Here is a 19,369-nt window from a genome sequence, read left to right on the forward strand (position 1 = left end):
GGCCGAGCCCCCGTGGGGCGTGACCGGCACCGTTCGGCGCGGCCGGACGGGCCCGGTGTCCTGCTCCGGCGTCGGTTTCGCCGTCGGTTTCGCGGGCTTTTTCGTCGGCGGTTTCGTCGGCGGTTTCGTCGTCCTCATGGTTCCTCCCCGATGCGCACGCGCCCCCTGTACGCCGTGGCGGACGCACGTTATGCGCTCCCTTGGGCGTTCGGGGCGGAGTTGGGGGCATGTCACTCGAACGGGTGGGCGGGCAGAGGTGGGGAACCGGTCGCGTCCGCTCTTTCGTGGGCCGGGTGCGGCTGCGATGATCTGAGGCGTCGGTCTTGTTAACCTGCGTTAACCGGAGGGTGTCATGAGTGAGGAACGGTTCGGGGAGTTCGTGCTGGTGCGGCGGCACGAGCAGGGACATGTCGCGGAGCTCGTCCTCGACCGCCCCAAGGCCATGAACGCGGTGTCGACCGAGATGGCGCGGTCGATCTCCGGGGCGTGCGCGGCGCTGGGGGAGGACCGGGACGTGCGGGCGGTCGTGCTGACCTCGACGCACGAACGGGCGTTCTGCGTGGGGGCCGACCTGAAGGAGCGGAACTCGTTCAGCGACGCGGATCTGCTGCGGCAGCGGCCCGTGACCCGCGGGGCGTACACCGGGGTGCTGGAGCTGCCGGTGCCGACGGTGGCGGCCGTGCACGGGTTCGCGCTGGGGGGCGGGTTCGAGCTGGCGCTGGCGTGTGACGTGATCGTGGCGGACCGGACGGCGGTCGTGGGGCTGCCGGAGGTGTCGGTCGGGGTGATCCCCGGAGGCGGCGGGACGCAGCTCCTGCCCCGGCGGGTGGGGGCGGCCCGGGCGGCCGAGCTGATCTTCTCGGCCCGGCGGGTCGAGGCCGCGGAGGCGGGGGAGTTGGGGCTGGTCGACCAGGTGGTGGACGCCGGGCGGGACCGGGAGGCCGCGCTGGAACTGGCCGGGCGCATCGCCGGGAACTCGCCGGTGGGGCTGCGGGCGGCCAAGCGGGCGCTGCGGCTGGGGCAGGGGCTGGATCTGCGGGCCGGTCTGGAGGTCGAGGACGCGGCGTGGCGGACCACGGCGTTCTCCGGGGACCGGGCGGAGGGCGTCGCCGCGTTCAACGAGCGGCGCAAGCCGCAGTGGCCGGGGGAGTAAGGGCCGAGGGGCCGGGGAGTAGGGGCTGAGGGGGCGGGGGAGCAGGGGCTGAGGGGGCGGGGGCGGCGGCTGTGAACGACCCCCGCCCGCTGTGAACCCCCGGCCTCCCCGTTCGCCCCGTCAACAGAACGGATTGGCTGAAAACTCCCTAGCCTGGGGTGATGGGTGAGGACAGACGGCTGGCGGCCGTCGTCGCGTTGGCTCAGGGGATGGCGGCCGCGCACGGGCTGCGTGAGGCGTGGCGTGCGGCGGCCTCGGGGGCGTGCCGGGCGCTGGGTGGCAGCTTCGCCGCGCTGTCGGTGTGGGAGCGGGAGCTCGGGCGGCTGAAGGTCCTCGTGAACGTCGGTGAGCTGGCCGAGGGCGAGGAGGAGTTCCCCGAGGACGAGGCCTATCCGGTGCACCAGTTCGCCGAGATCACCGAGTTCCTGCACGAGCAGTGGGCCGGCGGCGGCGAGCCCGACGCGTGGGTGGAGACGGCCGAGGGGCCCGCCGCCGGGGAGCCCGGGTACTGCCACCAGCGGGTCGCGGCCCTGCGGCGCCGCGGCCGCGGCTGTTGCGTCGTCGCGCCCATCGTGCTGCACGGCAGGGCCTGGGGCGAGCTCTACGTCGCCCGGCCGGCCGGCGAGCCCGTCTTCGGGCGGGCCGACGCCGACTTCGCCACCGTCCTGGCCTCCGTCGTGGCCGCGGGCATCGCCCAGACCGAGCGTCTGGAGGAGGCCCGGCGGCTCGCCTTCACCGACTCCCTCACCGGGCTGGCCAACCGCCGGGCCGTCGACGTGCGCCTGGAACAGGCCATCGAGCGGCACCGCAGGGACGGGGCCGTCGTCAGCCTCGTCGTCTGCGATCTGAACGGACTGAAGCGGGTCAACGACACCCATGGGCACGCGGCCGGAGACCGGCTCCTGGAGCGGTTCGGCTCGGTGCTGTCGCTGTGCGGGGCCATGCTGCCGGGGGCGCTCGCGGCGCGGCTCGGCGGGGACGAGTTCTGTCTGCTGGCGGTCGGGCCGCCCGCGGACCAGGTTGTGAAAGCGGCCGGCGAACTGTGCCGCCGGGCCGCCGAGTTGGAGCTCGGGGACGGTGTGGCCTGCGGTGTCGCCTCCACCGAGGACCCGATCGGGACGGTGCGCTCCGCGCGCCGGCTGTTCCGGCTCGCCGACGCCGCCCAGTACCGGGCCAAGGCCGAGCGGGCCGGGCGACCGGTCGTCGCCGGGCGGGCCGGGCCGGACGATCCCGTCGTACGGCTCGCGGACGAGCCGTCCCGGGAGGCGGGCGGCGAACGGCGCCGCTTCCGCGGCCGCCACGCGCCCTGACACCCACCGGACAGCCCCGGCGGTCCGTTCTGCCCCATGCGCCCCGTGGTCCGGGGGCCCCGGGCGGTGTGACGCATTCGGTAAGGGGCGAACCCCGTCCCCAGTGGTGACATCATCGAATTCACTGCGTACGCTCCTGAATATGGATATGCACACTGTGGTGGTGGGGACGTCCGGCGTGACCGCGTCCGACGTGCTCGCCGTGGCGCGCGGCGGCGCCCGCGTCGAGCTCTCCGAGGAGGCCGTGGCCGCCCTCGCCGCGGCCCGCGAGATCGTGGACGCGCTGGCGGCCAAGCCGGACCCCGTGTACGGCGTGAGCACCGGCTTCGGCGCCCTGGCGACCCGGCACATCAGCCCCGAGCTGCGGGCCCGGCTCCAGCGCAACATCGTCCGCTCGCACGCCGCCGGCATGGGACCCCGGGTCGAGCGCGAGGTCGTGCGCGCCCTGATGTTCCTGCGGCTGAAGACCGTCTGCTCGGGGCGCACCGGCGTGCGCCCCGAGGTCGCGCAGACCATGGCCGACCTGCTCAACGCCGGGATCACCCCGGTCGTGCACGAGTACGGCTCCCTCGGCTGCTCCGGCGACCTCGCCCCGCTGTCCCACTGCGCGCTCGCGCTCATGGGCGAAGGCGACGCCGAGGGCCCCGACGGCACCGTGCGCCCGGCCGCCGAACTGCTCGCCGCGCACGGCATCCAGCCGGTCGAACTGCGCGAGAAGGAGGGGCTCGCCCTCCTCAACGGCACCGACGGCATGCTCGGCATGCTGGTCATGGCCCTGGCCGACCTGGACACCCTCTACCGGTCCGCCGACGTCACGGCCGCCCTGTCCCTGGAGGCCCTGCTCGGCACCGACAAGGTCCTCGCACCCGAGCTGCACGCCATCCGGCCGCACCCCGGGCAGGCCGCCAGCGCCGCCAACATGCTGGCCGTGCTGCAGGGCTCCGGCCTGACCGGCCATCACCAGGACGACGCCCCGCGCGTCCAGGACGCCTACTCGGTGCGCTGCGCCCCGCAGGTCGCCGGGGCCGGGCGGGACACCGTGGCGCACGCCCGGCTGGTCGCCGACCGCGAGCTGGCCGCCGCCGTGGACAATCCCGTCGTCCTGCCCGACGGCCGCGTGGAGTCCAACGGCAACTTCCACGGGGCGCCCGTCGCCTACGTCCTGGACTTCCTCGCCATCGCCGCCGCCGACCTCGGCTCCATCGCCGAGCGGCGCACCGACCGGCTGCTCGACAAGAACCGCAGCCACGGCCTGCCGCCGTTCCTGGCCGACGACGCCGGTGTGGACTCGGGCCTGATGATCGCTCAGTACACGCAGGCCGCACTGGTGAGCGAGCTGAAGCGGCTCGCCGTACCGGCTTCGGCCGACTCGATCCCGTCCTCCGCCATGCAGGAGGACCACGTCTCCATGGGCTGGTCGGCGGCGCGCAAGCTGCGCACCTCCGTCGACAACCTCACCCGGGTCCTCGCCATCGAGCTGTACGCGGCGACCCGCGCGATCGAGCTGCGTGAGGGGCTCACCCCGGCACCGGCGACGCGGGCGGTCATCGACGCCGCGCGGGAGGCCGGCGTCCAGGGCCCGGGCCCGGACCGGTACCTCGCGCCCGACCTGGCCGCGGCGGACGCGTTCGTGCGCGACGGGCGGCTGCTCGCGGCGGTGGAGAAGGTCACCGGGCCGCTCCGGTAGGACGGTCCGCGGGACAGGAGGGGCCCTGCCGTCCGGCGGGGCCCCTCAGCCGTCCCCGCGGGCGCTCAAGGGCGGTCACCGACGCGGGCGCTCGAAGGCGGTCGGCCGCGCGGGCGCTCAAGTGCGGTCAGAGACCGAGGCGTTCCCGGCGGACCGAGTACACGACGAAGCCGGCGCCCAGCGTGAGGCAGAACGTCCCGCCGATCACGTACGGCGTGCTGTCGAAGCTTCCGGTGTCCGCGAGACGGGGCCCGGCAGCGGCGGCGTCCGCGGTGGTGGCCGCGATCCGCGCCTGCTCCGTGACCTGCGGAGACGGGCTCGTCGAGACCGCGTCTCTCACTGGGGAGTCCGACGTCGCGTTGGCGGACGGGACGAACCACAGGGCGCCCAGCAGGGTCCCCGCTGCGGTGGCGGTCAGCAACGGACGGCGAGCGGATGACACGGAATATCGATCCCCTTGTGACGTCGGCGAATTGGCCGTGTGGGGCGATGTTAGTGAAAGGCGCGGGTCACGGGAAAGTCACAGGAGGCCTTGGCCGTACGCTCCCGCCATGAGCACTCCAGAGACATCACGATTTGTACGGCTTCGGGTGGAACTCGTTCTCGAGGTCGAGGACCCCGACGCGGTCACCAAGTCCGCGCTCGGCAGGATCGCCGGCGACGCCGGGATGCCGGAGGCGGAGCGGGCCCACGCCGAGGAAGCTGTGACGGAAGACACCGCGGAGGCCCTCGCCTACCTCGTCGACCCGTTCGACCTGGTCAGTGAGGTGCCGGGGGTCGAGCTCCAGCAGGCCTCCTGGAGCAGCGAGCGGATCGACTACGACCCCGATTCGCCGGACTGGGACCTCGACGAGGATGATGGCGACGACGACAGCGACGGCTGACCGCTCGGAACCTCCTGGCCCCGGGCGGCAACCGCCGCCCGGGGTCCTCGCGTCTCAAGCGGCGCACGGCCACACCCGCACCGCCCGGCACCGTCCGTCACGGACGTGGTGATCCCCACACCTGCGCCACCTGGGGAACCGGACGAACCGGTCGTAGCGTTGAAGGTTCTCGACGGGGACTCACGAGTCCCGACGGGGGCACTTGGTTGGTGACGGGGGCCCGGGGTTTTGGGGAAATCGGCAACGATGGAGAAGCGTGTGATGACGGTCAGTAAGCGGCGCAAGGGCCTGACGGTCGCGTCCGCACTGCTCGGCGGAGTGCTGGTGCTCTCGGCCTGTTCCGGCGGCGACGACAGCGCCTCCGGCGGCGACGGCGGCGACAGCTCCCAGTCGAAGGTCGACGAGGCCGCGGCCAAGAAGACCTCCGAGGCCCAGATCAAGATCACGCCCAAGGACGGCTCGAACAACGCCTCGATCAACAACTCCGCCGCCGTCACGGTGAGCAAGGGCACGCTCACGACCGTGAAGATGACGACGGCCGACGGCACCGAGGTGAGCGGCCAGATATCCGCCGACAAGAAGAGCTGGAAGCCCAGCACGCAGCTGGAGCGGTCCACCACCTACAAGCTGGCGGCGGAGGCGAAGGACTCCGACGGGCGCGTCGCCCACGAGAACGCCTCCTTCACCACGGTCTCCCCGGCCAACAGCTTCATCGGCAACTTCACCCCGGACGACGGCACCACCGTCGGCGTCGGCATGCCGGTCTCGATCAACTTCGACAAGGCGATCACCAACAAGGCCGCGGTCCAGAAGGGCATCACGGTCAGCACGACCAGCGGCCAGGAGGTCGCCTGCCACTGGTTCAACGCCAACCGCATGGACTGCCGGCCCGAGGACTACTGGAAGGAAGGCTCCACCGTCACGCTGAAGCTCGCGCTCGACGGTGTCGAGGGTGCCGAGGGCGTCTACGGCGTCCAGCAGAAGACGGTCACCTTCAAGATCGGCCGCAACCAGATCTCCTACGTCGACGCGAAGACCAAGCAGATGAAGGTCACGCAGGACGGCAAGGTCGTCCGGACGATCCCGATCTCCGCGGGCTCGCCGGAGAACAAGACCTACGAGGGCGTCATGGTGATGTCCGAGAAGTTCAAGGAGACGCGCATGAACGGCGCGACCGTGGGCTTCACGGACGACGACGGCAAGGGCGAGTACGACATCAAGGACGTGCCGCACGCCATCCGCCTCTCCAGCTCCGGCACGTTCATCCACGGCAACTACTGGGGCGCGAAGTCCATCTTCGGCAACGCGAACACCAGCCACGGCTGCGTCGGTCTGCAGGACGCCAAGGGCGCGGACGACCCGAACACCCCGGGCGCCTGGTTCTTCGACAACTCCATCCTCGGTGACGTGGTCGTCGTCGAGAACACCGGCGACAAGACCATCGCGCCGGACAACGGCCTCAACGGCTGGAACATGAACTGGGCCGACTGGAAGGCCGGCTCCGCCGTCTGACGGCCCTTCGGCCCCGCCCGCACGCAAGCCGCCGCCCGCCCCCACCCGGGGCGGGCGGCGGCTTCGTCTTCCGGCCGCCGCCGGTCCTTCCCGGCCGCCTCCCGTCCTTCCTGACCGCTTCCGGCTTTTCCGTGTCGCTTCTCATCCGGCTCTTATGCGCGGCTCAAGCGGTCATCACAGACCGTCCCTAGCTTGCCGCCATGTTCTTCACCTATCTGAGGCGCGAGTTGCGCCGCCGCAGAAAGGCGGCCCTCGTCGTCGCCTCCGGACTCGCGCTGGGCATCGCGCTGGTCATCGTCGTCACGTCCGTCTCCGCCGGCATGGGCGCGGCGCAGGACAAGGTCCTCCAGTCGCTCTACGGGCTGGGCACGGACATGACCGTCACCAAGGCCGCGGCGCCCGCGGGCAGCACCTCCGAGCGGCCGCGCTTCCGCTTCGACGCGCAGGACGACGGCTCCGAGGGCGAGCAGAGCAGCGACCGCGTCATGGTGCAGGGCTTCCAGACGCTGGCGAGCTCGACCGTCGGCACGGTGGACGCGCAGAGCGGGGTCGCGGACGCGGTGGGCGGACTGAGCCTCCAGGTCGTCAAGGTCAGCGGCGAGTTCACCCGCGGCCGCTTCCAGCAGGACGGCGGAGGCGCCCCGGGCGGCGGCCCGGGCGGCGCGCAGCCTTCTCCGCAGGGCCGGGTCGAGGGCGGCGGGGCCGACTTCGACGTCAACAGCTACTCCGTCTACGGCACCGACGTCGCCGAACCGGCCCTCGGCCCGCTCACCTCCTCCCGGATCACCAGTGGCCGCACGTTCCGTACGAGCGAGACGAACGCCGAGGTCGCCGTGGCCGACGCGTCCTACGCCAAGGAGAAGAAGCTCAAGACCGGGTCCACGGTCACCATCAAGGACACGAAGTTCGAGGTCGTCGGCATCGCCACGGCCGACAGCGGGGACGCAGCCGCCGACCTCTACATCCCGCTGAAGCAGGCGCAGACGCTGGCCGACGCGAAGGACAAGGTCACCACGATCTACGTCAAGGCCACCGACTCGCAGCGGATCGACGGCGTCAAGTCGCAGATCGTCGAGAACGTCCCCGGCACCACGGTCACCACCTCGGCCGACCTCGCCGACACCGTCTCCGGCTCCCTGTCCACGGCCTCCTCCCTCGCCGCGAGCGTGGGGAAGTGGCTGTCGGTCGTGGTGCTCGTGGCCGCGTTCCTGGTGGCGGGCCTGCTGACGTCCTCGGCGGTCTCCCGCCGGGTCCGCGAGTTCGGCACGCTCAAGGCGCTGGGCTGGAAGTCCCGCCGGGTGACCGGGCAGGTGGTCGGCGAGGCGGTCGTCAACGGCCTGGTCGGCGGGGCGCTGGGCATCGCGCTGGGACTGGCGGGCGCCTACGCGGTGACCGCCGTGAGCCCCACCCTGCAGGCCCAGTTGGGCGGGGGCGGTGGTGCCGGGGGCGGCTTCGGCGGACCCGGGAGGCAGGCGCAGCGGACCCTCGACGTCGCCCTCACCGCACCCGTCAGCCCGACGACCATCGCCCTCGCGGTGGCCCTGGCGGTGACGGGCGGCCTGATCGCCGGCGCGTTCGGCGGCTGGCGGGCTTCACGGCTCCGCCCGGCGGACGCACTGCGCCGCGTCGAGTAGCGCCCGTCCGCCCGCACCCGAAGACCACACCAGGAGCCCTCCATGTACGAACTGACCGCGGTCACCAAGCACTACACGCGTTCCAGAGAAACCGTCCAGGCCCTCGACGGCATCGACCTCACCATTCCCGACGGCGACCGTCTGGTCATCCAGGGCCCCACCGGCGGTGGTAAATCCACCCTGCTGCAGATGCTCGGCGGCCTGGACCGCCCCACTTCCGGCCGGATCGTCCTCGACGGCATCGACCTCGCCGCACTGCCGGAGGCCAGACTCACCCGGGTACGAAGCGAGAACATCGGTTTTGTCTTCCAGTCCTTCAACCTGATCCCGACGCTCACCGCACAGGAAAACGTCGAAACCGCGCTCGTCCCGCTCGGCGTCAAGCCGAAACAGCGCCGCGAACAGGCCGCCGAGGCACTGAAGTCGGTCGGTCTCGGAGAACGTCTCGCGCATCTGCCCGGCGAGATGTCCGGCGGTCAGCAGCAGCGCGTGGCCATCGCCCGGGCGCTGGTGAAACAGCCGAAGGTGCTGCTCGCCGACGAACCCACCGGCAACCTCGACGAGTCGATGCGCGACGAGATCATGGACGTGCTCGAACGCATGTGGAAGGAGCTCGGGCTCACTTTCATCATGGTGACCCACGACTCGGCTCTCGCGAAGAAGGCCCCGCGGCTGGCGACCATCCGCAAGGGCCGCATCACCGTCAAGGAGAACACGCGTGCGTAAGTTCGCGGCCCTGTAACGGAGTTCCGGCGGCCGTGTAACAGTCAGCCGACGGATTTCTTACTGTCTTCTCATCTATTGAGTGCCTGATCACCCCTCGGCATACTGCGTATTCCGGGGGGTGCGCGCGCATGCGTACGAGACCACCCCCGGCCGGGTGAACGGGGAATTCGCCCGGTACTTCTGCAAGGGGGAAACTTGCGCAGACAAGTGAAAAGGGCGTGCGCGGCCACGGTCGCCACAGCGGCAGCCGTGGCCCTCGCGGCGGGCATGACCAGCCCCGCGTCGGCCGACGGCGAGCGCACGGCCGCCGCCAAGCCGGCCTCGCTCACCGCCAAGCACCACATCACGCTGATCACCGGCGATCGGGTCGCCCTGGACGCCAAGGGCCGTGTCGTCGGCCTGCAGCGGGCCAAGGGCCGTGAGGACATACCCGTCCAGATCCGCAAGGTCGACGGCCACACCCTCGTGATCCCGGCCGACGCGGCCCGTCTGGTCGCCACCGGCAAGCTCGACCGGCGGCTGTTCGACGTCACCGAGCTCAACAAGTCCACGACCCGCAAGGCCCAGAAGAAGGGCCTGAAGGTCATCGTCGGCTACCAGGGCGGCGCCACGGCCACCAAGGCCGACGTCCGTGACGCGGGCACCCTGCGCCACACGCTGAAGACCCTGAACGCCGACGCGGTCCAGACGCCGCAGGCGGACACGCCCGAGCTGTGGGACGCCGTCACCAACGGCGACAGGACCGCCTCCGGCATCGCGCACGTCTGGCTCGACGGCGTCCGCAAGGCCAGCCTCGACAAGTCCGTCCCGCAGATCGGCGCCCCCAAGGCGTGGTCCGCCGGCTACGACGGCAAGGGCGTCAAGATCGCCGTCCTGGACACCGGTGTCGACGGCACGCACGCCGACCTCACGGGCCAGGTCGTCGGCGCCAAGAACTTCACCGCCTCGCCCGACGCCACCGACAAGGTCGGCCACGGCACGCACGTGGCCTCCATCGCGGCCGGCACCGGCGCGAAGTCCGGCGGCAAGTACAAGGGTGTCGCGCCCGGCGCGAAGATCCTCAACGGCAAGGTGCTCGACGACAGCGGATTCGGCAGCGACTCCGAGATCCTCGCCGGCATGGAGTGGGCCGTCGCCGAGGGCGCCGACGTCATCAACATGAGCCTGGGCGGCGGCGACACGCCGGCGATCGACCCGATGGAAGCGGCGGTGAACAAGCTCTCCGAGGAGAAGGGCGTCCTGTTCGCCATCGCCGCGGGCAACGAGGGCGACTTCGGCGAGCAGACCATCGGCTCCCCGGGCAGCGCCGCCGCGGCCCTGACCGTCGGCGCGGTCGACGACAAGGACGTGCTGGCGGACTTCTCCAGCCGCGGCCCCGGCATGGACGGCGCCCTCAAGCCCGACGTGACCGCGCCCGGCGTGGACATCACCGCGGCCTCCGCCCCGGGCAACCAGATAGCCCAGGAGGTCGGCGAGAAGCCGGCCGGCTACATGACCATCTCCGGCACGTCGATGGCGACCCCGCATGTCGCGGGCGCGGCGGCGATCCTCAAGCAGCAGCACCCCGAGTGGAAGTACCCCGAGCTCAAGGGCGCCCTCACCGGCTCCACCAAGGGCGGCAAGTACACGCCGTTCCAGCAGGGTTCGGGCCGGATCCAGGTCGACAAGGCCATCAAGCAGACCGTCGTCGCCGAGCCGGTGTCGGTGAGCTTCGGCATCCAGCAGTGGCCGCACACCGACGACAAGCCGGTCACCAAGCAGCTGACGTACCGCAACCTCGGCACCAAGGACGTCACGCTGAAGCTGGCGTCGACCGCCACCAACCCCAAGGGCCAGGCCGCCCCGGCCGGCTTCTTCAAGCTCGGCGCCACCTCGGTGACGGTCCCGGCAGGCGGCAAGGCCTCCGTGCCGTTCACCGTCAACACCAAGCTGGGCGGCACGCTCGACGGCGCGTACTCCTCGTACGTGACGGCGACGGGCGGCGGCCAGACGGTCCGCACGGCGGCGGCGGTGCAGCGCGAGGTCGAGTCGTACGACGTCACGCTGAAGGTCGTCGACCGCGACGGGAAGCCGGCGAAGAACTACAGCACCGACCTGACCGGCATCGCGGGCCTGGGCAAGGGCAAGGGGGCCATGCCGTACGACGCGGACGGCACGGTCACCGCGCGGCTGCCCAAGGGCACCTACATCCTCAACGGCAACGTCTACGTGGGCGACGACCCGGAGAAGTTCGCCGGTGTCGACTGGCTCGCGCAGCCCAAGCTGAACCTGACCAAGAACACCACGGTCACGCTGGACGCCCGCAAGGCCAAGAAGGTGGACATCACCGTCCCGGCCACGGGCACCAAGTCGGAGTTCGCCTCGGCGGACTACACGGTGTCGGCCGGTGACTCCAGCTACGGCTTCGGCTGGTGGCTGGACTCCTTCGCCGACATCCGCACCGCCCACGTCGGCCCGCAGCTCACCGACGGTTCGGTGACCCAGCAGTGGGACGGCCACTGGAGCAAGGGCGCCACGGAGGAGTACAACACCGTCGCCGGCGGCCCGGTCAAGCAGCTCGCCACCGGCTTCACCAAGCACTACAAGGCCGGTGAGCTGGCCACGGTGAAGGTCGGCCTCGGCGCCTCGACGAGCGGCAAGAAGGGCGCGCTCAACGCCGTGGGCTGGATGCCGTGGAGCTCCGGCGCCTCCTCGATCGGCATCCAGCAGTCCCTGCCCGGCACGCGCACGCTGCACCTGTCCGCCCAGGGCGGTGTGGAGTGGCAGCTCGAGTTCGCCCAGTACGGCGGGGTGGACCCGGACGGCTTCCCGATCGACGAGGCCGCCTACGCGATGGGCCAGCAGAAGTACGCGGCCGGCAAGAGCTACTCCAAGACCGTGAACACGGCCGTCTTCGGACCGCGGCTCGACGCCGACTTCGGCATCTTCCGCGAGGGCAACGAGATCTTCGGTTCCCTGCCGCTGTTCGCCGACGGCAAGCGCAACGTGGGCTACTCGCAGTTCACGTCGGCGGCCACGACCCTGTACCGCAACGGCAAGAAGGTCGGCAGCAACGACGACCCGCTGTTCGGCGAGAAGCCGTTCAAGGTGCCGGCCGGTGACGCCGAGTACAAGCTGTCGACGTCGGTCAAGCGCAGCGTCAAGGTCGCGGCGGCCTCCACCCGCATCGACGCCAGCTGGACGTTCCGCTCGAAGAAGGTCACCGACCTCAAGCAGCTGCCCGCCTCCACCGCGCGCTTCCACGCGGCCACCGGCCTGGACAGCAAGGCCCCGGCCGGCAAGCAGGTCACCGTTCCGGTCACCGTCGAGGGCGCGGCCAAGGGCAGCAACCTGAAGTCGCTGGCGGTGTACGTGTCGTACGACTACGGCAAGACCTGGAAGAAGCTCGAGGTCAAGAAGGGCAAGGTCTCCTTCAAGAACCCGGCGAAGGGGAAGGCCGTCTCCTTCCACGCCAAGATCGCCGACAAGAAGGGCAACAAGTCGACGATCTCGATCTACAACGCGTACTACGGCAAGTAGGCCGCAGGACCGTCAGTGAACGGCCCGTCGGAAGCCCCGGCTTCCGGCGGGCCGCTCGCGTGTCTACGGGGCCTGGCTCCCGGCGCCCGCCCGGGTCGCGTCCGCACCCCAGCTCGCCAGCAGGCGCAGGGCCTCCGCCGAGGCGGTGCCCGGCTCCGCGTGGTACGTGATCAGCGACTGCTCGGCGTCGTCGACCAGGCGGAACGTCTCGAAGGACAGCGTCAGGTCACCGACCAGGGGGTGGCGCATGCGCTTGACGCCGTAGCTCTTCTCCTTGACGTCATGGGCGGCCCACAGACGGCGGAACTCCTCGCTCTTCACCGACAACTCGCCCACCAGGGCGGACAGCTGCGGGTCGTCCGGGTGGCAGCCCGCGTCCATGCGCAGGTAGCCGACGATGTCGGCCGCCTTCTGCTCCCACTCGACGAACAGCTCGCGGTACGCGGGCCGCAGGAACACCATCCGCGCCCAGTTCCGCTCCTGGGCCGGCAGTTCCGCCCAGTCGCCGAACAGCGCCGCGGCCATCCGGTTCCAGGCCAGGACGTGTGAGCGGCGCCCGACGACGTAGGCCGGGACGCTGTCGACCGAGTCCAGCAGGTGCCGCAGCGCCGGCCGCACCTGCTGGCTGCGCGCCGCCGTCTTCTTCTTGTGCTGCTTCGGCTTGGCCAGGTGCGTCAGGTGGGCGTGCTCGGCGTCGCTGAGCCGCAGGGCGCGCGCGATCGCGTCCAGCACCTCCGCCGAGACGTTGTGGCCGTTGCCCTGCTCCAGCCGCGTGTAGTACGCCACGGACACCCCGGCCAGCTGCGCCAGCTCCTCCCGGCGCAGCCCGGGCACCCGCCGCCGCCCGAAGTCGGGCAGCCCCACGTCCTCCGGCTTCAGCCGGGCACGCCGGGTGCGCAGGAACTCGCTGAGCTCGGCGCGCCGGTCCAGGCCGCCACCGGCCGTCTGCGCGGGTTCGGGCTGTTCGTCCATGCTCTCCAGTATGGCCGGACGTACGCACAGCAGCCTGACCCCGCCAGTGGTACGCACGCTGTGCGTACGCAAAACCGTGGTCTGGGTGAGGCTCCGGGATTCCGGCACGGTGGGGAGCGTGCCCGGCCGGAAGGTCCAGAAGGCAGCCGGGCGCACGACCCCCGCTAGGAGAACCCACGGCATGACCACTGTCGCTGCGTACGCCGCTCCCGCCCCCAAGGCGCCCCTGGAGCGCACCACCATCGAACGCCGCCAGGTCGGCGAGCACGACGTCCTGATCGACATCAAGTTCGCCGGCATCTGCCACTCCGACATCCACCAGGCCCGTGAGGGCTGGGGCGAGGCGATCTTCCCGATGGTCCCCGGCCACGAGATCGCCGGTGTCGTCTCCGAGGTCGGCGCGGGCGTGACCAGGTTCGCCGTCGGCGACCGCGTGGGCGTCGGCTGCATGGTCGACTCCTGCCGCGAGTGCGAGAACTGCAAGGCCGGCCGCGAGCAGTACTGCGTCCAGGGCAACATCCCCACGTACAACGGCATCGGCAAGGACGGCGAGCCCACCTACGGCGGCTACTCCGAGAAGGTCGTCGTCGACGAGAACTTCGTCGTCCGCATCCCCGACGGCCTGTCCCTGGACGTCGCCGCGCCGCTGCTGTGCGCCGGCATCACCCTCTACTCGCCGCTCAAGCGGTTCGGCGCCGGCCCCGGCAAGAAGGTCGCCATCGTGGGCCTCGGCGGCCTCGGCCACATGGGCGTGAAGATCGCGCACGCGCTCGGCGCCGAGGTGACCGTGCTGTCGCAGTCCCTGCGCAAGCGCGAGGACGGCCTGAAGCTGGGCGCGGACCACTACCACGCCACCAGCGACCCGAGGACCTTCGAGGAGCTGGCCGGCACCTTCGACCTGATCGTCTCCACGGTCTCGGCCCCGCTGGACTTCGGCGCCTACCTGTCGCTGCTGAAGACCGAGGGCACGCTGGCCAACGTCGGCGCCCCCGAGGAGCCCATCTCCCTGAACCTCTTCTCGGTGATCGGCGGCGGCAAGTCCCTCGCCGGATCCATGATCGGCGGCATCGCCGAGACCCAGGAGATGCTGGACTTCTGCGCCGAGCACGGCCTGGGCGCCGAGATCGAGCTGATCCGCGCCGACCAGGTCAACGAGGCCTACGAGCGGGTCATCGCCAGCGATGTGCGGTACCGGTTCGTGATCGACACGGCCACCATCTGAGACCCCGCGGTTTCCGTGCCCGAGGGCCCCGGCGCGTCCGTGCCGGGGCCCTCGGCGCGTTCTCGTGATGCGCGAGGGCGCGCACCCGGGGTACACAGGGGGAGTGCACCAGAGGGGGTTCACCGGTACGTCAGGGGAGGCCCGCCATGACCGTGCAGCTGAACCACACCATCGTCGCCGCGCACGACAAGCGCGCCTCGGCCCGGTTCCTCGCCGACATCCTGGGGCTGGAGGTGAGCGCGCCCTACGGCCCGTTCCTCCCGGTCGAGATCTCCAACGGTGTCACGCTCGACTACATGGACAGCCCCGGCGCCATCACCCCGCAGCACTACGCCTTCCTGGTCTCGGAGGAGGAGTTCGACGAGATCTTCGCCCGGATCCAGCGGGCCGGCCTGACCTACTGGGCGGACCCGTTCCACAGCCGTCCCGGCGAGATCAACCACAACGACGGCGGCCGCGGGGCGTACTTCGACGACCCCGACGGCCACCGCCTGGAGATCATCACGAGGCCGTACGGCAGCGGCGGGTCCTAGGGCCTGTCGTCAGTCCCTGGTCGCCCGAGGTGCCTGGTCGCCCGTGGTGCCGCCGAAGGTCCACACGGCGCGGGGTCCGGGGCCGACGACCAGGTCCGACCGGCCGAGCCGCTCCACGTGCCGGCCGGCGACCGGCCTGTTCAGCGACATCTCCACCTGCCGCAGACCCACCCGGTCCAGCGGCACGGCGTCGAAGCGGAGGGTGGTGCCGCCGCCTTTCGCGACGACGCCCCCGCCCGGCACGGACCGCACGGCGAAGCCGCCGGCCCGCAGCAGCGGCACCGTGTTCGCGAGGTCCCCGGCGGTCACCGCGATCCGCACGGCGGTCACGTCCCGCATCAGGTGGTCGCGGTAGCCGTCGGACAGGTAGCGCTCCCGGCCGACGTCACCGGGGTACGCGGCCGGCTCGGTGTTGCTGCGCGGGTCGGCGAAGTACTCCGGCCGGTACTCCATCCCCCACGCCCCGAACAGGTCGTACCGGTCGGTGGTGAAGACCGCGTCGAACCACGGCACGGGGACGCCGTCGCCGAAGTCGCGCGTCTGCAGGAACTCCACCGGTTCGCCGTCCCCCTGCTCACGCAGCCGGGCGGTGACCGCCGCGAGGTCGCCCGCCCGCTCCGTCGAGACGCCCAAGCCGCCGGCACCGAGGGTGCCGTCCTTGCCGGGCAGGTCGCCGACGCCGAACAGTTCGAGGTAGGTCTCACGGCCCATGAGGTACCGGCCGGTCCAGGTCTGTCCGCCGGCGCCGGTGGTGGTGCGGACCTGGAAGTTCGCGAAGTTGCGGAGATACGCCGAGTGCTCGATCGCGTCGGCGGTCTCCCGGTCGAGCACGCCGTAGGCGTGGTTGTAGTAGAGCGACTGCCCTCCGCCCCCGCCGCCGTCCCCGGCGTGTGCGGCGCCCTGGACCGCCCCCGCGAGGGCCAGGGTCATGACCATGATCACCTGTAACGCTCGTCTGAGAACCATGCGGGGAGCGTAGGCGCGGAGGGAAGGCTTCCGCTGTGGATGACGGAGCCCGGGTCACTCCTTGGACAGCGACGGGCTCCGGCCGGGAGGGGGCGGCGGGGTGCCCTGTGTCTCCCGGCCGCCCTGGTCCAGCCGGAACGGCGGGTACTGGTCGGTCATGAGCGCGGCGTAGGCGGTGACCCGTGCGACCCAGCGGGCGAGACCGATCAGGAAGTCGAAGAGGTGCCGGGGGTAGCGGCCGGTGAACAGCAGGACGACCACCGCGACGAGCGACAGGAAGGGCAGCAGCCCGCCCCCGCGCCAGCTGTCGTTCTCCTCGCCGCCCCAGCCCCAGCTCCCGACGAGGATCCCGACGACGATGTACTGCGGGATCACCAGCAGCCACCACTTCACCAGGACCAGACCGCGCGACAGCCTCGCGGGGTAGGCGATGTCGAGCCGCGCCGGATAGTCCGGCACGTCGGCGAGGGTGAAGGGAGGGTAGCGGTCGGTGCCGAGCGCGGTGTGGGCGTAGTAGCCGACGCGCCAGTTCCACCGCAGCACGCCGACGTTGAAGTCGAACAGCGACCGGGGGTACCGGGCGGTGAACAGGATGGCGAAGAAGGCGATCACGGTCACGACGCCGAACGCGATGAAGAGGAAGAACAGCACGATGTAGTGCGGGATGGCGAGCAGCCACTTCACCAGCCACATCCATCGGGACAACCGGGGATCGACATACGCCTCCAGGCGCACCGGCGACGCGGTGACAGGGTGCATCCGCGGAACTCCTCTCGCGACCCCCTCACCCCCACGGCTCCTCCAGGCTCACACCGCCGGGAGGTGCCCCGCGAGCCCGGTTCGGCCGTTCGCGGGGCAGGAGCCCCGTCCGCTCAGGCCTTCACCCGCACCGGCCACCGGAGCAGATAGCCGGCGGCGGCCGAGACCAGGGCGCCCATGCACGCGATGAAGACCAGCCCGGCGCCCTCCAGGCCCAGCGGCCCCGTCAGCAGGCCCACCCCGATCACCGGCACCGAGATCCCCGCGTACGCCACCACGAACAGCGTCGAGATCACCGCCGCGCGCCGGTCCCCGGGCGACGCCCCGGCCACCGCCGACAGCGCCCCGCGGAACGCCAGCCCCTGCCCGGTCCCGCCGACGAGCGCGCTCAGCACCACCAGGACGAGCAGGTCCGCGTACAGGGCCCCGGCCAGCAGCAGCAGTCCGGCGAGCAGCCCGGCACAGCCCAGCGGCAGCGACCGCGCCACCCCCACCCGGCCGGCCGCGAGCTGCCCGGCGGTCGAGGAGAAGAAGGCCAGCGCGACGACCAGCCCGCTCACGGCGTGGTCGCGCAGATCCAGCGACTCGGCGAGGAACGCGGGACTGACGGCAGTGAACACCCCGAACAGCGCGAACCCCACGAAGGACGCGGCCGCCGCCGGGCCGAACACCGGGCGGACCGGCGGGGGCAGGGCGGGGCGCTGCGGCCGTACCGTGTGCAGCGGCCGCAGCTCCCGTACGGTCTCCGGAAGCCGCAGCAGGACGAGGGCCGCGGCGGCCACCAGGACGAGATGGACGGCGAACGGCAGGTACAGCGGCCAGGGGGCGTACTGCGCGAGCAGCCCGGCGAGCAGCGGACCGCAGCCCAGACCGCCCATGTTGGCGGCCGTCGCCACGAAGGTGGCCCGGGCGGCGCCGCCCTCGGGCGCCAGCTCCATCACGTACGCCGTCGCGGCCCCCGTGAACAGGCCGGCGGACAGGCCCGACAGCAGCCGCCCCGCGAAGAGCCAGCCCAGGCCCGTCGCACACAGGAAGCAGACGGCGCTCGCCGCCGCGAACCCCAGGCCCCACAGCAGCACCGGCCTGCGGCCCACGGCGTCCGAGGCGTTGCCCGCCAGCAGCAGCACGCCGATCACACCGAAGGCGTAGACGGCGTAGACGACGGTGACGGTGAGTTCGGAGAAGCCGAGTTTCTCCTGGTAGAGGGGATAGAGCGGGGTGGGCAGCGTGGTGCCGGCCATGGCCACGGCGAACAGCGCGCCGCCCAGCAGGCACCGGTGCCACCCGGGGCGATCACCGTTCATGGAGCCGACCGTAACCCGGGGGCCGCCTCCGCCCGGCGCGGCGTGCCCGGCCGCCCGGGCACGCCGCTACGACGGGAGGGGCCCCGCGAGGTCCGGATCGTCCTCGCCCGCTCCCGGTGCCGGGTCGGTGAGCTGCTCGCGGACGTAGTTCCACACCACCGCGATCAGCGCGGCGATGGGCACGGCGAGCAGGCTGCCCACGATGCCGGCGAGACTGCCGCCCAGCGTCACCGCCAGCAGCACGACCGCCGCGTGCAGACCGAGGCCCCGGCTCTGGATGATGGGCTGGAAGACGTTGCCCTCCAGTTGCTGCACCACGACGATGATGGCCAGCACGATCAGCGCGTCCATCAGGCCGTTGGACACCAGGGCGATGAGGACCGCGACGAACCCGGCGAACAGGGCGCCGATGATCGGCACGAACGCGGAGACGAAGGTCAGCACCGCCAGCGGAAGCACCAGCGGCACGCCCAGGATCCACAGGCCCAGGCCGATCAGCACCGCGTCGAGCAGGCCGACGGCCGCCTGGGACCGCACGAAGGAGCCCAGCGTGTCCCAGCCGCGCGCGAAGACGACCGGGACGTCGGTGGCGAGGCGGCCGGGCAGCTGACGGGCGAGCCAGGGCAGGAACCGCGGGCCGTCCTTGAGGAAGAAGAACATCAGGAACAGCGCGAGCACGGCCGTGACGACACCGTTGACCACGGTGCTCACCCCGGTGACCACGGCGCCGACCATGCTGCCGAGGCCCTCCTGGGCACGGGCGACCGCGGAGTCGAAGGCCTTGTCGATCTGGGCGTCCCCGATGTTCAGCGGCGGCCCGGCGGCCCACTCGCGCAGCCGCTGGATGCCCTCGACGACGCCGTCGGACAGCTCCCCGGACTGGGACGCCACCGGCACCGCGATCAGCGCCACCACACCCGCCAGGAGCAGCAGGAACAGCACGGTCACCACCGAGGCGGCGAGCGCGGGCGGCCAGCCGCGCCGTCGCAGGACCCGTGCGACGGGCCAGGTCAGCGTGGTCATCAGCAGCCCGCACACCAGCGGCCACACCACGGACCACATCCGGCCCAGCAGCCACAGAGCCACGGCCAGTCCGGCCAGCACCAGCAGCAACTCGGCGGACACCCGCGCGGATATCCGCAGCGCGGCACGGGATCGGGGGGAACTCAGGGGCGCAGTCACGAGGGC

General features: G+C 71.7%; 16 protein-coding genes. 10 read left to right on the top strand and 6 right to left on the bottom strand.

Annotated features, from left to right (window positions below):
- Positions 1 to 352 precede the first annotated feature (352 nt).
- The 3 genes from CHR28_RS19830 (at position 353) to hutH (ending at position 4,150) form a co-directional block, all read left to right on the top strand.
- Positions 353 to 1,153 (top strand): enoyl-CoA hydratase/isomerase family protein, encoded by an 801-nt coding sequence (locus tag CHR28_RS19830; RefSeq protein ID WP_094054991.1) that lies wholly within the window; start codon positions 353 to 355, stop codon positions 1,151 to 1,153.
- A 161-nt stretch (positions 1,154 to 1,314) separates the two neighbouring features.
- The gene (locus CHR28_RS19835) at positions 1,315 to 2,463 is read left to right on the top strand and encodes a GGDEF domain-containing protein (protein ID WP_094054992.1); all 1,149 of its coding nucleotides are present in this window, start codon (positions 1,315 to 1,317) and stop codon (positions 2,461 to 2,463) included.
- Positions 2,464 to 2,611: 148 nt separating this feature from the next.
- Complete coding sequence (gene hutH / locus CHR28_RS19840) at positions 2,612 to 4,150, top strand: histidine ammonia-lyase (RefSeq protein ID WP_094054993.1); 1,539 nt, start codon at positions 2,612 to 2,614, stop codon at positions 4,148 to 4,150.
- Positions 4,151 to 4,277: 127 nt separating this feature from the next.
- Here the strand turns inward: hutH and CHR28_RS19845 are convergent, their stop codons facing one another.
- Positions 4,278 to 4,592 (bottom strand): hypothetical protein, encoded by a 315-nt coding sequence (locus CHR28_RS19845; RefSeq protein ID WP_179272494.1) that lies wholly within the window; start codon positions 4,590 to 4,592, stop codon positions 4,278 to 4,280.
- A gap of 148 nt (positions 4,593 to 4,740) precedes the next feature.
- On the opposite strand from CHR28_RS19845, the gene CHR28_RS19850 reads away from it, so the two are divergent.
- From CHR28_RS19850 to CHR28_RS19875, 5 genes are all read left to right on the top strand, one after another.
- Entirely contained in the window at positions 4,741 to 5,034 is a 294-nt protein-coding gene (locus tag CHR28_RS19850) for a hypothetical protein (protein WP_256984310.1), read from the top strand.
- A 246-nt stretch (positions 5,035 to 5,280) separates the two neighbouring features.
- On the top strand, positions 5,281 to 6,546 hold the full coding sequence (locus CHR28_RS19855) for a L,D-transpeptidase (RefSeq protein WP_373453370.1): 1,266 nt from the start codon (positions 5,281 to 5,283) through the stop codon (positions 6,544 to 6,546).
- Positions 6,547 to 6,746: 200 nt separating this feature from the next.
- Positions 6,747 to 8,180, top strand: a complete 1,434-nt coding sequence (locus tag CHR28_RS19860; RefSeq protein ID WP_094054996.1) for an ABC transporter permease — start codon at positions 6,747 to 6,749, stop codon at positions 8,178 to 8,180.
- Positions 8,181 to 8,222: 42 nt separating this feature from the next.
- On the top strand, positions 8,223 to 8,906 hold the full coding sequence (locus tag CHR28_RS19865) for an ABC transporter ATP-binding protein (RefSeq protein ID WP_094054997.1): 684 nt from the start codon (positions 8,223 to 8,225) through the stop codon (positions 8,904 to 8,906).
- 267 nt (positions 8,907 to 9,173) lie between these two features.
- Positions 9,174 to 12,425, top strand: coding sequence for a S8 family peptidase (locus CHR28_RS19875; protein ID WP_094055106.1), 3,252 nt, complete (start codon positions 9,174 to 9,176; stop codon positions 12,423 to 12,425).
- 63 nt (positions 12,426 to 12,488) lie between these two features.
- Here the strand turns inward: CHR28_RS19875 and CHR28_RS19880 are convergent, their stop codons facing one another.
- The gene (locus CHR28_RS19880) at positions 12,489 to 13,397 is read right to left on the bottom strand and encodes a helix-turn-helix domain-containing protein (RefSeq protein ID WP_094054998.1); all 909 of its coding nucleotides are present in this window, start codon (positions 13,395 to 13,397) and stop codon (positions 12,489 to 12,491) included.
- Positions 13,398 to 13,578: 181 nt separating this feature from the next.
- Between CHR28_RS19880 and CHR28_RS19885 the strand changes: the two genes are divergently transcribed.
- Both CHR28_RS19885 and CHR28_RS19890 read left to right on the top strand, forming a co-directional pair.
- The gene (locus CHR28_RS19885; protein WP_094054999.1) at positions 13,579 to 14,619 is read left to right on the top strand and encodes an NAD(P)-dependent alcohol dehydrogenase; all 1,041 of its coding nucleotides are present in this window, start codon (positions 13,579 to 13,581) and stop codon (positions 14,617 to 14,619) included.
- 146 nt (positions 14,620 to 14,765) lie between these two features.
- Entirely contained in the window at positions 14,766 to 15,152 is a 387-nt protein-coding gene (locus tag CHR28_RS19890) for a VOC family protein (protein ID WP_094055000.1), read from the top strand.
- 9 nt (positions 15,153 to 15,161) lie between these two features.
- Here the strand turns inward: CHR28_RS19890 and CHR28_RS19895 are convergent, their stop codons facing one another.
- From CHR28_RS19895 to CHR28_RS19910, 4 genes are all read right to left on the bottom strand, one after another.
- Positions 15,162 to 16,094 (bottom strand): DUF5829 family protein, encoded by a 933-nt coding sequence (locus tag CHR28_RS19895; RefSeq protein ID WP_094055001.1) that lies wholly within the window; start codon positions 16,092 to 16,094, stop codon positions 15,162 to 15,164.
- A 78-nt stretch (positions 16,095 to 16,172) separates the two neighbouring features.
- On the bottom strand, positions 16,173 to 16,877 hold the full coding sequence (locus tag CHR28_RS19900) for a DUF4389 domain-containing protein (protein ID WP_094055002.1): 705 nt from the start codon (positions 16,875 to 16,877) through the stop codon (positions 16,173 to 16,175).
- Positions 16,878 to 16,990: 113 nt separating this feature from the next.
- Positions 16,991 to 18,181 carry an MFS transporter gene (locus CHR28_RS19905; RefSeq protein ID WP_094055003.1) on the bottom strand — a complete coding sequence of 397 codons (1,191 nt, stop codon included), beginning with the start codon at positions 18,179 to 18,181 and terminating at the stop codon, positions 16,991 to 16,993.
- Positions 18,182 to 18,247: 66 nt separating this feature from the next.
- Positions 18,248 to 19,363: an AI-2E family transporter gene (locus CHR28_RS19910; protein ID WP_094055004.1), complete on the bottom strand. Its 1,116-nt coding sequence runs from the start codon at positions 19,361 to 19,363 to the stop codon at positions 18,248 to 18,250.
- Positions 19,364 to 19,369 lie beyond the last annotated feature (6 nt).

This window comes from Streptomyces sp. XY006, assembly GCF_002237655.1.
Classification (GTDB): Bacteria; Actinomycetota; Actinomycetes; order Streptomycetales; family Streptomycetaceae; genus Streptomyces; species Streptomyces levis.